Below are 15,144 nucleotides of genomic sequence, written 5' to 3'. Positions count from 1 at the left end.
AAAATTGTTCTTGAAAACAAAATAAACTAACCAATAAATTTTAACCATTAACTATTGACAAAAAACACAGTTGCTGAGTTAATTTGCGAGCGCATTTTCTTCAATGCTAACAAAGACCTGGACACATCTAAGGCTTGCTTGCGGGCTGTGCATAATGGGGTTAGTCAATAGAATATTATTTAATGCCTTTTCTGTTGTTATGATGGGTTTCGAAAGTTCGATGGAACAACCTCCCTATGCACAGCACTTCCGCAATCTTCGCCAAGATGTGTTACCCAACCCGTTTGTAATGCATTTCAGAAAATGCACTCTTCAATTGTGTAATAATTTGAGGATGTTAATCGTGTCAGGAAGTTGAGTAAATAAGATAAAATTAACCTTTTAACAATTTTAATTTCTTAACTTTTTAAATATTACTTGGGAGGATGGATGCGAGAGATAAAGAAAGTTGTTCTTGCCTATTCAGGAGGGTTGGACACTTCGGTTATTTTGAAATGGATTCAAAAGACCTATGCCTGTGAAGTAATAACCTTTACTGCTGATCTGGGTCAGGAAGAGGAGTTGACCGGCCTTGAAGAGAAGGCCATGGCAACAGGAGCATCCAAGGTCTATATTGAAGATTTACAGGAAGAGTTTGCCAGGGATTTTATTTTTCCCATGTTTCGGGCCGGGGCAATCTATGAAGGGAGATATCTTTTGGGCACCTCCATTGCCAGGCCGTTAATTGCAAAGAGGATGGTTGAGATAGCCAGGCAAGAGGGAGCCCAGGCAGTGGCCCATGGTGCAACCGGAAAAGGAAATGATCAGGTGCGTTTTGAACTGACGGTTATGGCCCTTGCACCGGAGTTGAAAACTATTGCTCCCTGGCGTGAATGGGATTTAAACTCCAGGACAGAGCTTTTAAAATTTGCCCGGGAAAACGGTATCCCCGTGCCAGTGACCAAAGAAAAACCCTATAGCTGTGATCGTAACCTTTTACACCTTTCCTTTGAAGGAGGGGAACTGGAAGATCCATGGGCAGAACCAGGGCCCGGGACTTATTTGTTAGCCGTTCCACCGGAAAAGGCCCCGGACGAACCAGAGATCATAAGTATTGAGTTTGAAAAGGGTGATCCCGTGGCTGTAAACGGAGAGCGCTTAAGCCCGGCGAGACTTATTAAAAAACTTAACAAGTTGGGTGGAAAACATGGTATTGGCCGGGTGGATATGGTGGAGAACAGGTTCGTGGGGATGAAATCCAGGGGTGTTTATGAGACTCCAGGTGGGACAATTCTATATGTAGCCCGCCGTGACCTGGAAGGCTTGTGCATGGATAGAGAGACCATGCATTTGAGAGACAGTTTAATCCCTAAGTATGCAGAAATGGTTTATAATGGCTTTTGGTTTTCGCCGGAGCGTGAAGCGTTGCAGGCCACGATGGACAAAGCCCAGGAGTATATTACTGGCGAAGTAAGGTTAAAATTGTATAAAGGCGGAGTATATCCTCTGGGCAGACGTTCGCCTTATTCTCTTTATCAGGCTGATCTTGCCACTTTTGAAGAAGATGAGGTATATAATCAAAAGGATGCTGCCGGCTTTATCCGGTTGCAGGGGCTTAGGCTGTTAACCAGGAAAGGTTAAAAGATTGTGAGAGCATAATTGGTTAGAAAATTGAGAGAATAACCCCAGAAATAAAAAAATACTGTAGAATATAAGAATAATAGATGGACGCAAAAAAGGATGTAAAGACAAAATTATGGGGTGGCAGGTTTAAAGAAAGTACTGCGCCCCTGGTAGAAGAATATACCCAGTCGGTTGAGTTTGACCAAAAGCTATATGCCGAGGATATTGCTGGGTCCAAGGCTCATGCCCGGATGTTGGCTGCCCAGGGAATCTTGTCTCAGGAGGAAGTTGAACAGATAATCGAGGGGCTTAACCAAATTGAAAAAGAGATCGAGCAAGGCAAGTTTACCTGGCAAAAGAGCCTGGAAGACGTGCACATGAATATTGAACACAGGCTTACAGAATTGGTAGGCCCTGTTGGTCAAAAACTTCATACCGGAAGAAGCCGGAATGATCAGGTAGCGCTTGATTTTCGCTTGCATGTGTCAAAGTGTTTATCCTTATGGCAAGATACTTTGATCGATCTGGTGACTGTTCTCGTGGATCAAGCCGAGAAGAATGCAGACAAGATTTTGCCCGGTTATACGCATTTGCAGCCTGCTCAGCCAGTAAGCCTGGCTCAACATCTTCTAGCTTACGTGCAGATGTTTTGCCGTGATTTCGAACGCATCCTTGATGCCCAGAAAAGGGTGAGGGTTTCTCCCTTGGGGGCAGCAGCACTGGCAGGGACGACATATCCATTGAACCCGAAGATGGTAGCTGATGAACTTGGGCTTGATGAAATATTTTCAAACAGCATGGATGCTGTCTCTGACCGGGATTTTGTGCTCGAGGCTCTGTTTATCGGTTCAACAATAATGATTCACTTGAGCAGGTTGTGTGAAGAAATTATTTTGTGGGCTAACCCAGGTTTTGGGTTTATATATCTGCCTGATGCTTTTGCCACGGGCTCGTCCATTATGCCCCAAAAGAAAAATCCTGATGTGGCAGAAATTATGCGCGGCAAGACAGGACGCTCTGTTGGCAACTTAATCTCTCTTCTGACAACATTAAAAGGACTTCCTTTGGCCTATAACCGGGATATGCAAGAGGATAAAGAACCATTTTTGGATACGCATAAGACAGTATACATGTCATTACAAATTATGGCCAGGATGATGGAGGAGATTAAGTTCAATGAACAGGCCATGAACAGGGCTTTGAAAGAAGGGTTCTTGAATGCCACTGAGCTAGCCGATTATCTGGTAGGAAAAGGGATACCTTTCAGGCAGGCACATCACATAACCGGGAATATAGTTGCTTACGCCGAAAGAAAGGGTGTAGGATTGGAAGACCTAGCTATTAAGGAACTAAAACAGTTCTCGGAAAAGATAGAAGAAGATGTTTATATTGCGCTCGATTTTAAGCAGGCAGTTAGCAGACGAGAAACGCCTGGGGGGACAGGTCCTCAGTCTGTGCAAAGACAGATTCAATGGGCAAGGCAGTGGCTTAGACAAAAAAATGGCGGAAGCGTATAGGAGTCGAACCTACCGACGACCTCTCGGCCGCCCACTGGATTTGAAGTCCAGGCGCCACACCGGTGACGATACGCTTCCGCTCAAGAAAGAAACATATATCAGGATGGTTAAATATTATCAAGTTTAAAGTTGAAGTTTAAAGTTTGAAGTTTGGTTTAAGGTTGTGTTGGTGTAAAAAATCAGCACGGCTAAACATCAGGTCAATCTTTCTTATAATTTCAGATTTACTTTCTAACTAATAAACTTTACACTTTATACTCAAAAAGCAAGAAAGCAAGAAAGTTGGAGGTAGGGATTTGAATAGTTTTTCTAAAAATTTATTTCTTTGGGCAACCATCTCTTTAATCATGGTTGTCTTATTTAATCTTTTTAACCAGCCACAGGCCCCGCAATTAAAACTCACTTATACGGAGATGTTAACCAAAGTAAAGCAGGGTGAAGTGGTGGCTGTAAAGATTCAGGGGAAAAAAATTACAGGACTTTTAGCTGATGACCAGAGGTTTACAACCTATGCGCCTGACGATCCATCTCTGGTTAGTCTATTAGTCGGTAATAATGTTCAGGTAGAAGCTCAGCCTGAGGAAGAAGCCCCTTGGTATGTAACGGTTTTTGTCTCCTGGTTCCCCATGCTCTTATTAATCGGGGTCTGGATTTTTTTCATGCGCCAGATGCAGGGGGGAGGTGGCAAGGCCCTCTCATTTGGTCGCTCCAAGGCTAAGATGATTACCCAGGAGGATACCAAGGTTACTTTTGACGATGTAGCCGGGGTGGACGAAGCCAAGGAAGAACTGAGTGAAGTGGTGGAATTTTTGAGTAATCCCAAGAAGTTCACCCGCCTGGGGGGGCGTATTCCCAAAGGGGTGTTGCTGGTAGGACCTCCTGGAACGGGTAAGACTCTTCTTGCTCGGGCCGTGGCCGGGGAAGCTGGCGTGCCTTTTTTCTCCATTTCCGGTTCGGATTTTGTCGAGATGTTTGTTGGTGTGGGCGCAGCCAGGGTGCGCGATTTGTTTATTCAGGGTAAAAAGAATGCCCCTTGTCTAATCTTTATTGATGAAATTGATGCTGTAGGCCGGCAAAGGGGAGCTGGCCTTGGTGGCGGACATGATGAGCGCGAGCAAACATTGAACCAATTACTGGTGGAAATGGACGGGTTTGAGTCTAATGAAGGAGTCATTCTTATCGCAGCCACCAACAGACCGGATGTCTTAGATCCTGCCCTGCTGCGTCCCGGTCGGTTTGATCGACAGGTTGTCGTGCCTAATCCAGATTTGAATGGCCGAAAGAAGATTTTGGAAGTCCACTCCCGACGCGTTCCGTTGGCCGAAGATGTTGATCTGGAGGTCATTGCCAGAGGAACTCCCGGATTTTCTGGAGCTGACCTGGAAAACCTAGTCAATGAGGCCGCGCTCCACGCTGCCAAGAAGAATAAAGATCAGGTAGATATGAATGATTTTGAGGAGGCCAAAGATAAGGTGCTCATGGGTAAGGAAAGGCGTAGTGTAATTTTAAGTGAAGAAGAAAGAAAAACAACAGCCTACCATGAAGCAGGACATACCCTGGTGGCGAAACTTTTACCCAAGACTGATCCTGTGCACAAAGTATCTATTATTCCTCGCGGGCGTGCTTTGGGTATAACCATGCAGCTACCTGTAGATGATCGGCACAATTACTCAAAGACCTTTTTGGAAAACAACCTGGCAGTTCTTTTGGGAGGTCGGGCTGCTGAGGAAATTGTCTTCAATGAGATGACTACAGGAGCAGGCAATGATATAGAACGGGCCACAAAAATGGCCAGGCGCATGGTTTGTGAATGGGGCATGAGTGATGCCGTGGGACCTCTGGCCTTTGGTGATAGTGGCCAGGAGGTTTTTTTAGGCCGCGATCTCATTCACCACAAGGATTATAGTGAAGAGACAGCTCGTTTAATCGACAGCGAAGTAAGAAGAATCGTCCAGGAAGCTTATGATCGGGCCAAGAAATTGCTCACCGATAACCTGGATGTCCTGCATAAGATTTCTTTGGCCTTGCTTGAAAGAGAGACCTTGACTGGCAAGGAAGTGGATAAAATTATGCGTGGAGAGGAGTTGCCCCCAATGACTGAAGAAGAAAAAGAAAAGGTAAATAGGGGGGAGAAGAAAGGAGAAGAAGAAAAAGAAAATCCGGAAGGAGAAGAAAGTTTTGCTATTGATGAAGATTAGTCTAATTTGAGCTTAGAGCGGCAAAGGTTAGTTTTTTGTAACCTTAAAATTTATATTTGGTGCACAAAAGACTGGTTTACTTTAGTCACTCTAAGCTAAATAATTATAACATTTGGTTCACAGGAATCAGGTTAGATGATTGAGCGAATGCAGCTAAACGATATTTGCTGGTCAGTGGGCAGGGGTAGGGTGGTTGACCCTGCCCCTTTTTTGATTGTTGGTATTTTAAATGTCACTCCGGATTCATTTTATGATGGGGGGGAATACAATACCATTGATAAAGCTTTAAACCGTGCCGAAGAGATTTTAAGCCAGGGAGGACATATTATAGATGTTGGCGGTGAAAGTACCAGGCCTTTTTCGCCCCGAGTTGAATTAGAGGAGGAACTTACAAGGGTCATTCCTGTAGTCAATAAGATTTTAGCTAAATATCCACAGGCGTTACTTTCGGTAGATACATACAAAGCCAGGGTTGCCAAAGAAGCCTTGGAGGCCGGGGCAGTAATTGTAAACGATGTATCTGCCTGTAGATTTGATCCCTCTTTAATTGACGTGCTCGTTCAGTATAAGCCTGGTTACGTTCTCATGCATAGTCTAGGCAGGCCGGAAACCATGCAGCATGATCCAAAATATACAGATGTTGTTGATGAGATTAAATCTTTTTTTGAAAAATATCTTGGGAAACTGGTTAAGGCTGGTCTACCTGAAGAGAATATCGTTCTGGATCCGGGCATTGGTTTTGGTAAACTTCTTGAGCATAACCTGGACATTTTAAGACGGATTCAAGAATTTTTTTATCTTGACAGGCCTATATATATTGGCCTGTCCAATAAGTCATTGTGGGAAAAACTTTTGGGCTTAAGGCCTGAGGAGCGTTTTGTGGCCACGCAGGTTGGTACGGCTCTTATGGCTCACAAAGGGGTGAAAATTCATCGTGTTCATGAAGTTAAACTAACAGCAGATACCTTAAAAATTGTTTCTTCGATTTAAAAAATGCTTCAATTAAGCCTTGGCGATATACAGATTTCCTGGCGGGATATAATTGATATCATCATCGTAGCCTATCTGTTTTATCGCCTTATCCTCCTGGTTAAAGGTACACGGGCCGTTTCTGTTATTTATGGTTTGCTCCTTATCCTGATTGCTTATTATCTAGCAGGAGAGCTGGGACTTTATACTTTGCACTGGCTTCTGGCTAATTTTCTTGGCTCTATATTTTTGGTAGTTATTATTCTTTTTCAGAGAGATATCCGCAAGGCCCTGGCAGCCATGGGAGCAGGCCGTCTGTGGCGAAGATCCAAGCTGGAGAGCGAAGTCTTGGACGAATTAGTTCTGGCCCTCGTGCAAATGGCCAGAAAAAGGATTGGAGCCCTGGTAGTCATTGAAAAGAAGATGCCTTTGGGAGATATTATTGAAAGGGGTGTTGAAGTTAAGGCGAAATTTTCAAAGGAGTTATTACAAACTATTTTTTATCCCGGTTCCCCTTTGCACGATGGTGCCGTTATCATAAGAGGCAATACCATTGAAGCAGCTGCGTGTATTTTACCTCTGGCTGTTGGTGTAACGCATAGATCTGATTGGGGGACCAGGCATAGAGCTGCAATGGGTATAACCGAAGATAGTGATGCAATTGCCGTTGTCATCTCCGAGGAAAGGGGGAGCATTTCTGTGGCCATTGGAGGTAAGCTTACTTCTAGTCTGGATGAAATTCGTTTGCGCAGGGTACTGGCAGCAGCATGGGAAAAATAAGAAGTTTTATCAATAACTGGCAGTATAGATTTTTGGCCCTGGCCCTGGCCTTTTTTGCCTGGTATCTGGTCAGTGGTCGAGAAAAGGTAGAGATCTGGGTGGACGTCCCTCTGGAAATTATTAATTTGCCTCCTAATTATCTAATTACCAAGGGTATGTTGAATAAAATCCAGGTACGTATCAGAGGGACAAAAGCCCTTCTGGAAAGAGTGGAAGAGAAAAAAATTAGTTACACCCTGGATTTATCCAATGTGCGTAAAGGAAGCAATGTTTTGGTCTTAAATCCCAAGAACATTGCCTTCCCCAGGCCGTTGGAGGTCGTAGAGGTGATTCCTTCCAGGCTCGAGTTAATGGTGGATGAGTTGGTTATCAAAGAGGTTCCGGTTACAGTGAAATGGCAGAGTCAAATTAGCAGGTATTTCGAGCTCATAAGCGTTCGGTCACAGCCGGAATCTATTACTATTAAAGGGCCAAGTACTCTGGTTGAAAAGATTAAGGATATTAAGACCAAAGTTGTTGAAATTAAAGAGCGCGTGCCACTAACGTGGGTAGGAAAAATCGGTTTGGACCTTTTGCCAGAGATTGAGGCAGACGTTGGTGAAGTACAGGTGGAGTTTAAATTTGTCCCAAAGACCAAGGAGCTTTGGGTACGCAGACCTATCGTGTTTAAGAAACCACGAGGCATAACAGTTGTCTCTGATCAAGAATTTGTGCGTTTAAAATTGGCTATACCTTTGTACCGCTTGAAAGAAGAGGGCTGGCGGGATAAGATTCGTGTTCGGTTAGAAGTAAAAAAGAATATGCAACCAGGCAACTATGATTTAGATTATCAGGTATTATTACCGCCTGATACTAAGTTACTTCAGAAGCGACCAGAGAAAGTCGCTGTTCAGATCAGAGGAGAGAAGAAGGAAGATGGGAAGATAAGAAGATGAGAAATTTGGTAAAATTCGTTGTTATTGATGAAAATGGTGGTTTCATTATTCACTTCCCACGTCTCACTGTTTACTACTTACAATAAATGGAGGAAATGATGGGAAACAGGCTCTTTGGCACTGATGGTTTACGAGGACAGGCCAATATTTTCCCAATGTTGCCGGAGATAGTGCTTCGTTTGGGCCTGGCAGCAGGCCAATATTTTCGTAACGGACATAAAAAACATCGTGTATTGATTGGCAAAGATACCCGTCTTTCAGGATATGTTTTTGAAAGTGCTCTTACTTCTGGTTTCTGTGCTTCTGGAATGGATGTTTACTTGGTCGGGCCGATGCCTACACCTGCTATTTCTTTTTTGACCAGAAATATGCGTGCGGACTTAGGGGTTGTGATTTCGGCCTCGCATAATCCTTTCATGGACAATGGGATTAAATTTTTTGATCGTTCCGGGTTTAAACTTCCGGACAGTGTAGAAGACGAGATTTCAGAGATGGTCCTTTCGCCTGATATGGATTGGAAACATCCTCAGCCGGAGATGATGGGCCGTGCCTTTAAAATCCAGGACAGTCCAGGGCGATATATTGTTTATTTAAAAAATAGTTTTCCGGCCGATCTCACATTGGATGGACTTAAAATTGTTCTTGATTGTGCTAATGGAGCCACTTACCGGGTAGCGCCTCTTATTTTTGAAGAGTTAGGAGCCAAAGTGATCAAGGTTGGCGTTTCTCCTGACGGGTTAAACATCAACAAGAAATGCGGTTCATTATATCCAGAAGTGGCAGCCAGTCTGGTGCGCGATCACGGTGCGGATATCGGTCTGGCCTTAGATGGAGATGGAGACAGGTTAATAGTTGTAGACGAGCAGGGGAGAGTTTTAGATGGGGACCAGATAATGGCCATTTGTGCCCAGGAACTCATGGAACATGATCAGCTTCCGGGGAGACTCCTTGTGACTACAGTGATGAGCAACATGGCTCTCGAGATTTTTATGCAGGAAAAAGGTGGAAAACTTTTGCGTACCAAGGTAGGTGACCGCTATGTAGTTGAGGCGATGCGGGAGAAAGGGGCTATCTTAGGTGGTGAGCAGTCAGGACATTTAATTTTTCTCAATTACAGTACCACAGGAGATGGCATCCTGGCTGCGTTACAGTTATTAAAAATTATGGCTCAAAAGGGGAAACCCCTGTCTGAGTTGGCAGGTTTGTTGACTCCTTTTCCTCAAAGACTGATTAATGTGCATGTTGAGCGCAAAGTGCCTTTTGAACAGGTGCCCAGTATCCAGTTGGCCGTAAAAGATGCGAAAGATAAACTTAAAGGAAGGGGCAGAGTTCTATTGCGCTATTCAGGCACTGAACCGGTAGCCAGGGTCATGGTAGAAGGTGAAAATGAGGAACTGGTAGAAAGCATTGCTCAGGATTTGGCTCAGGCTGTGGAAGATGGGTTAATGGGGTGATGGGTAGAACGATAACGGGATTCTTAAAATATATGGCTAAAGGCTAAAGTTTTTCATGAAGTTAATAACTTATCAGCTTATTTACTCATTAACTTATCCACCCATCCACCCAACAAATCATATAAAGGAGAAGTTATGGAAGTGACCAAGGTAGTTATTCCAGTTGCTGGTTGGGGAACAAGGTCTTTGCCTGCGACTAAAAATCTTCCGAAAGAAATGTTGCCGGTGTATAGAAAACCAGCAGTGCAATATGTTGTCGAAGAGGCTATGCACGCTGGTTTAACTGACGTGGTTTTTGTCAGCAACCAGTATAAGAGGGTGTTAGAAGATCATTTTGATCGCAACCTGTCCTTGGAGGCTGTTTTAAAGCGGGCCGGAAAATATGACCTCTTGAGGCAGGTGCAGGAAGTAGCCGAGATGGTCAATATCATTTCTGTGCGTCAGAAAGAACAACTAGGTCTGGGCCATGCTGTCCTTTGCGCCAGGGAAGTGGTTAAGCAGGAGCCCTTTGCAGTAATGGTCGGGGACGATTTAATGTTTAGCCAGGAGCCGGCAATCCAGCAATTGGTCGATGTGGCTCGGAATGAACACATGCCTGTAGTTGGTGTGGTTGAAGTGCCAAAAGAAAAGGTTTCAAAATACGGTATAATTCAAGCAGAAGAATTTGCTCCGGACTTATTTCGGGTGAGACAGGTTTTTGAAAAACCAGAGCCAGAGGATGCTCCCTCAAGATTGGCTATTGTAGGTCGTTATGTGCTGACGCCCGAAATTTTTGATTATTTAGAGAAGCTTGAGCCAGGACACGGGGGCGAATACCAGCTTACTGACGCTCTGCAGGCTCTGGCTCAGAATAACAGGCTGTTAGCTGTAAAGATGGTTGGACAGCGTTTTGATATTGGTGACTGGGTCGACTACTTGACCGCGAATATTTACTTTGCGCTGAAAGATGAGGATTTACGTCAAGATTTGATTTCCAGTCTGGAGGAACTTCTGCCTTGCGCTCAAAGATAATATTTTTGTTTTTGCTAGCAATATTTTCTTCTGTAGAGTTAGCCTGGGGTTTTTTCCCGGACATTGAGGAAGTGAATGCCAGATGGCTTAAGAATTTGAATAGCCTTAATGCCTTCCAGGTCGTATGTACGTACGACCTGGAAGAAAAGCTCTCTGTACGGCTCTGGCAAAAAGGAAATTTGTGGCGTGAAGAATGGACAATTCAGGTTAAAGGCCAAAACAAGGTTGTTTGGGCCGGATTGGGAAGGGGACAGGAAGTTATTTTAGCCTACCCCGAGCTCAAGCTTAAACCAAGGCCAGTACTCAATTTTTGGCGCAAAGATCTTAATTGGTGGATAATAAGAGGTCTCGATACAAACCTTTTGAGTTATCAATTTTTGCAGTACACCCCCTGTTTGGTGCTAGGTGGTGAGTCTTTGCAGATTTGGCTGGATAATAATTTGATGCTTCCTGTGCGCTTGGTTTTTGGGGATGGAGGGGATAATTTTGATTTCAACTGGTCAAAATATCACCAAATAGGGAATTTCTGGCTTCCAAAAAAAATGAGCATAGTTCATCAGACCCAAAATTGGGAATGCACTTTTGAATGGAGAGGGATAAATATTGACTTGCCAGATGAACTTTTTTCTCCGCAAGGTTTTCAAAATCGTTTTGAGAGGTTAAATAATTCATCTATTCCATCTGAAATTTTAACGCTTATGAAGGTTTTGGCAAGGGCGCATGAAACAATAAATATTGAACATGCCACTGCCAATCCGTGATTTTTATTGCAATCACGAATGACGAACGACGAATTACGTACGTGGACAGTTTATCTGTTAAGCCCACCTTATTCAACGCTGACTTACCAAGTCCCGAAATATTTTCCTGAGCATATCTGGCGTAAGGGGCAGCGCGTCCTTGTCCCCCTAGGCAAAAAAAACAGTTTGCGCTTGGGGGTTTTGGCCAGAAAAGAAAAATCCTTATTTCCTTGCGAACAGTTAAAATATGTTTTTTGGCCCCTGGAAGAGGACTTACTAACACCTGACTATTTAAGGATGGTCGAGGATTTGGCCAAGCGTCAGATGGTGTCCCCTGGGAAAATTTTAGCCCAGGTCCTGCCCAGAGGTTTAAAAATTCTTCCCAAGAAATTTATCCTTGCTGATCAAAATAAGGAACTGTCCATTAGGGATGTTTTTGATGATGAATCTCTATGTCAGACCTTAACTAAAGAGTGGTTGGCCGGAAAAGTCTCCTTTGTCAGGCCAAAAGTTCAAAGTAACACCCAACTCGTCAATGTAGTAATGGAGCCGCCATGGCCGATTATGCCGAATGCCAGGGCACAGTGGCAGGTCATGGATTTTTTGTGGGAAAATGGCCCTACAACCAAAAGTACATTACGCAGGGTTTTTGGGCCTAATATATATGCGGTTTTAAAAAGACTTGCCCAAAAAGGTCTTGTTTCGTTTCAGTCTGACAAGTCTTTGGAAACTAAAAAAACTACTCACGTCGCAAAAAATAAGTATTCTTTGACCTCGGAACAGGAGCGTGCTCTTAAGTATTTATTTGGCCTTCTACAGCAGGAAAGAGCAGAAGTTGCTCTGGTGCATGGCATTACCGGGAGCGGAAAAACTCTTGTTTACCTGGAGCTCGCAAAACAAGTTCTTAAAAAAGGCCGTTCCGTGCTAATTTTGGGGCCTGAGATTGCACTGGTCTGGCAACTGTTTAACAGGGCCCAAGAACAGCTTGGTCCAAAGGATTTATATATTTATTACGGGACAAAGTCGGCTAAAGAAAAGGAAGATTTATTTTTTGAATTAAACAAAAAAAGTGATCCGTTTGTTCTCGTGGGGACCAGATCCAGTCTTTTTTTGCCCTTAAAAAATCTGGGCTTGATTATAATCGACGAGGAGCACGCTGAAAGTTATAAACAAGAACAGAATTTAATTTACCAGGCTAAGGAGATAGCCTATTATTTGGCCAGAAGCCAAAAAGCCCTGCTTGTTCTTGGTTCTGCAACTCCGGATATAAAGACGTATTTTGCTGTTGAAAAAAAGCAGATCCACAAAATTGAATTAAAAAAAAGGATAGGCCAAAGTATTCTCCCTGCAGTGCATCTGGTTGATCTGGGAGCGAGTCCGGCCCAATTTGGTCCGCTGTCTTCTGTATGTTATGAACGGTTGCTGGAGGTTTTAGACAAAGGTGAGCAGGCTGTAATATTACATAACAGGCGCGGTTATGCTCCTATTTTATACTGTGAACAGTGCCAGGAGGTAGCCAAATGTACTCATTGTCAGGTTAGTCTTACATACCATAAAGCCAGGCAAAGACTGGTTTGTCATTATTGTGGACTGTCGCTTCCCTTCCCTATCATTTGCTCACATTGCGGAAGTTGTAGTTTTTTACCCCTGGGAGAAGGAACAGAGAAGCTGGAAGAATTTTTGGCTCAAAATTTGTCCGATAAAGTGAAAGTGTTGCGGTTAGATCGGGATAGTACAAGACGAAAAGGGAGTATGGAAGAAATTTTAGATAAGTTTGCCAGAGGTTGGGCCCAGGTCTTGGTTGGAACTCAAATGCTTAGTAAAGGCCATGACTTCCCTAATGTGACTCTGGGAATCATTATTGATGGCGATCTGGGTTTAGGGCTTCCCGACTATCGCGCCACAGAGCGGATTTTCCAGCTTCTGACCCAAATGGCTGGCCGTGCCGGAAGAGGCAATAAGCCCGGTGAAGTGTATATTCAAACCAGAAATCCCAATCACTACTGCTGGGACTATATTTTAAATAATGACTATGAAGGATTTTATGTCCAGGAGATAAAGCGCAGAGAAAAGTTTGCCTATCCGCCCTTTGTCAAACTGGCTTTGGTTCGTTTGAGTTTTCCGGTCGGCTGGAAGGAAAAGGAAAATCTATTGATTAAACTTAAGGCAATAGTACAAGAGCTTGCCAGAAGCATAAAAGTAAATGTACTGGGGCCAGCTCCAGCTCCCTTGCAGGTGTTAAAAGGTCGGGAGAGATACCAGTGTCTGCTGAAAGCATCGAATTGGCTGGACATCAAAAAGTTCTATGCCTTGATGGAAAAAAGAATAGGACAGAATAAAAAAATCAGGCTCAGCCTGGATTTAGATCCTGTGAGCATGCTTTAACTATTAAGGAGAGAAGATGAGAACTAAGATCAAAGATGCGTTAAATGCCATAGAGCCTCAGGATGAAATCTTGATTAAAGGGTGGGTGAGAACCAAAAGAGAAGCCAAGGGATTTTCTTTTCTGGAGATAAATGATGGCTCCTGTCTGCAAAATCTACAAGTTGTGGTGGATGGCGATATCCCAACCTATCCGGTGTTAGAGAAGATTGGCACTGGAGCGGCTGTAAAAGTTAGGGGTAGCCTGGTTGAATCCCCTGGGAAGGGGCAGAAGTGGGAAGTTCAGGCCAGAGAAGTAGAGCTTATCGGCTACGCTGATCCAAAGACCTACCCTTTGCAAAAGAAAAGGCATAGTGATGAATTTTTGCGCACCATTGCCCATCTTCGGCCCAGGACAAATAAATACGGGGCCATAAACAGGATCAGAGCTGAATTGTCTTTTGCCATCCATAGATATTTTCATGATAAGGGATTTTGGTACATTCATACCCCCATACTTACCGGCTCTGATTGTGAAGGGGCAGGAGAAATGTTCCAGGTGACGACCCTAAATTTAAATCAATTACCCAAGGTTTCCGGTCAGGTTGATCTGAGCCAGGATTTTTTCGGGAAAAAAGCATTACTCACGGTTTCGGGCCAGCTAGAGGCAGAGGCGTTGGCCTGTGCTTTGGGAGACGTTTATACCTTTGGTCCGACGTTTAGGGCGGAAAATTCAAATACACCCAGGCACGCGGCGGAATTCTGGATGATTGAACCGGAAATGGCTTTTGCTGATCTGGAAGATGATATGGTTTTGGCTGAAGACTGTGTAAAAAAGCTGGTTTCATATGCACTTAAGCATTGTGCCCAGGATTTAGATTTGTTTGCCCGTTTCGTAGATAAAGGCCTGTCTAGTCGCCTGGAGAACATCTTAAAAGAAGATTTTGTACGTCTTTCCTATAAAGAGGCTGTATCTATCTTAAAAAGAGCAAGAAAAAAGTTCGAGTTCCCAGTGGGATTCGGACTGGATCTGCAAACTGAGCATGAACGATACTTGACTGAAGAATATTGTAAAAAACCAGTTATTGTTTACGATTACCCTAAGGAGATAAAAGCGTTTTATATGCGCTTGAACGATGATGGCCAGACAGTTGCCGCAATGGATGTTCTGGTTCCAAAAATTGGAGAGTTGATTGGTGGAAGCCAGAGAGAAGAAAGAGTGGATGTGCTTGAAAGCAGGTTGAAAGATCTTGGGTTATCAAAGGACGAATATTGGTGGTATTTAGATTTGCGTCGCTTTGGCTCTGTCCCTCACGCCGGCTTTGGAATGGGATTTGAGCGGTTGCTTATGTTTTTGACAGGAGTTTCCAATATTCGAGACGTTATTCCTTTTCCAAGGACTCCTAAGCATTTGGAATTTTAAAAAAGAATTTTTTTCAAAAAAAATCTTGACAGGAAGAAGTTAGTAGGTATAGAAGCTACTTCCCGTTTTTGAGGGGGGCTCAAGGCGATTGGTTTTGAGTTCGGGGTTGAAAAAAAGTTCTTGACAAAAACAGAGAATAGATTAAAAGATTAAG

Annotated in this window: 11 protein-coding genes and 1 tRNA gene; 11 read left to right on the top strand and 1 reads right to left on the bottom strand. The window is 43.7% G+C overall.

Annotated elements, in window-relative coordinates:
* Positions 1-429 precede the first annotated feature (429 nt).
* Together KFV02_RS10840 and argH are read left to right on the top strand one after the other, a co-directional pair.
* Entirely contained in the window at positions 430-1,620 is a 1,191-nt protein-coding gene (locus KFV02_RS10840) for an argininosuccinate synthase (protein WP_252381573.1), read from the top strand.
* 83 nt (positions 1,621-1,703) lie between these two features.
* The gene (gene argH / locus KFV02_RS10835) at positions 1,704-3,119 is read left to right on the top strand and encodes an argininosuccinate lyase (RefSeq protein WP_252381572.1); all 1,416 of its coding nucleotides are present in this window, start codon (positions 1,704-1,706) and stop codon (positions 3,117-3,119) included.
* On the opposite strand, the gene KFV02_RS10830 is transcribed toward argH, so the two are convergent.
* Positions 3,104-3,197, bottom strand: a tRNA-Sec gene (locus KFV02_RS10830). The two genes, argH and KFV02_RS10830, sit on opposite strands and share 16 nt — an antisense overlap.
* A 218-nt stretch (positions 3,198-3,415) precedes the next feature.
* Here KFV02_RS10830 and ftsH point away from each other — a divergent pair.
* The 9 genes from ftsH (at position 3,416) to asnS (ending at position 14,990) form a co-directional block, all read left to right on the top strand.
* Positions 3,416-5,317 (top strand): ATP-dependent zinc metalloprotease FtsH, encoded by a 1,902-nt coding sequence (gene ftsH, locus KFV02_RS10825; protein ID WP_289510152.1) that lies wholly within the window; start codon positions 3,416-3,418, stop codon positions 5,315-5,317.
* Positions 5,318-5,452: 135 nt separating this feature from the next.
* Entirely contained in the window at positions 5,453-6,307 is an 855-nt protein-coding gene (folP, locus tag KFV02_RS10820) for a dihydropteroate synthase (protein ID WP_252381571.1), read from the top strand.
* Between the two features lie 3 nt (positions 6,308-6,310).
* Positions 6,311-7,066 (top strand): diadenylate cyclase CdaA, encoded by a 756-nt coding sequence (gene cdaA, locus KFV02_RS10815; RefSeq protein WP_252381570.1) that lies wholly within the window; start codon positions 6,311-6,313, stop codon positions 7,064-7,066.
* Positions 7,054-8,001: a CdaR family protein gene (locus KFV02_RS10810; RefSeq protein WP_252381569.1), complete on the top strand. Its 948-nt coding sequence runs from the start codon at positions 7,054-7,056 to the stop codon at positions 7,999-8,001. Before cdaA ends, KFV02_RS10810 begins: the two co-directional genes overlap by 13 nt.
* 98 nt (positions 8,002-8,099) lie before the next feature.
* Positions 8,100-9,455 carry a phosphoglucosamine mutase gene (gene glmM / locus KFV02_RS10805; RefSeq protein WP_252381574.1) on the top strand — a complete coding sequence of 452 codons (1,356 nt, stop codon included), beginning with the start codon at positions 8,100-8,102 and terminating at the stop codon, positions 9,453-9,455.
* 135 nt (positions 9,456-9,590) lie between these two features.
* On the top strand, positions 9,591-10,466 hold the full coding sequence (gene galU / locus KFV02_RS10800) for a UTP--glucose-1-phosphate uridylyltransferase GalU (protein ID WP_252381568.1): 876 nt from the start codon (positions 9,591-9,593) through the stop codon (positions 10,464-10,466).
* On the top strand, positions 10,451-11,227 hold the full coding sequence (locus KFV02_RS10795; RefSeq protein WP_252381567.1) for an outer membrane lipoprotein-sorting protein: 777 nt from the start codon (positions 10,451-10,453) through the stop codon (positions 11,225-11,227). Before galU ends, KFV02_RS10795 begins: the two co-directional genes overlap by 16 nt.
* Before the next feature lie 18 nt (positions 11,228-11,245).
* Entirely contained in the window at positions 11,246-13,591 is a 2,346-nt protein-coding gene (gene priA / locus KFV02_RS10790) for a replication restart helicase PriA (RefSeq protein WP_252381566.1), read from the top strand.
* 16 nt (positions 13,592-13,607) lie between these two features.
* On the top strand, positions 13,608-14,990 hold the full coding sequence (asnS, locus tag KFV02_RS10785) for an asparagine--tRNA ligase (protein WP_252381565.1): 1,383 nt from the start codon (positions 13,608-13,610) through the stop codon (positions 14,988-14,990).
* Positions 14,991-15,144: the final 154 nt, after the last annotated feature.

Source organism: Desulfovulcanus ferrireducens (genome assembly GCF_018704065.1).
In the GTDB taxonomy this organism is placed as follows: domain Bacteria; phylum Desulfobacterota; class Desulfovibrionia; order Desulfovibrionales; family Desulfonatronovibrionaceae; genus Desulfovulcanus; species Desulfovulcanus ferrireducens.
Note: the sequence above shows the minus strand (reverse complement) of the source record. Positions and strands in the feature narration are given on the sequence as shown.

What these genes read in the sequence shown, in the direction of transcription:
- priA (WP_252381566.1), top strand. Translation starts at nt 11,246, where the DNA reads ATGACGAACGACGAATTACGTACGTGGACAGTTTATCTGTTAAGCCCA.
- asnS (WP_252381565.1), top strand. Translation starts at nt 13,608, where the DNA reads ATGAGAACTAAGATCAAAGATGCGTTAAATGCCATAGAGCCTCAGGAT.
- cdaA (WP_252381570.1), top strand. Translation starts at nt 6,311, where the DNA reads ATGCTTCAATTAAGCCTTGGCGATATACAGATTTCCTGGCGGGATATA.
- argH (WP_252381572.1), top strand. Translation starts at nt 1,704, where the DNA reads ATGGACGCAAAAAAGGATGTAAAGACAAAATTATGGGGTGGCAGGTTT.
- galU (WP_252381568.1), top strand. Translation starts at nt 9,591, where the DNA reads ATGGAAGTGACCAAGGTAGTTATTCCAGTTGCTGGTTGGGGAACAAGG.
- folP (WP_252381571.1), top strand. Translation starts at nt 5,453, where the DNA reads ATGATTGAGCGAATGCAGCTAAACGATATTTGCTGGTCAGTGGGCAGG.
- KFV02_RS10810 (WP_252381569.1), top strand. Translation starts at nt 7,054, where the DNA reads ATGGGAAAAATAAGAAGTTTTATCAATAACTGGCAGTATAGATTTTTG.
- KFV02_RS10840 (WP_252381573.1), top strand. Translation starts at nt 430, where the DNA reads ATGCGAGAGATAAAGAAAGTTGTTCTTGCCTATTCAGGAGGGTTGGAC.
- glmM (WP_252381574.1), top strand. Translation starts at nt 8,100, where the DNA reads ATGGGAAACAGGCTCTTTGGCACTGATGGTTTACGAGGACAGGCCAAT.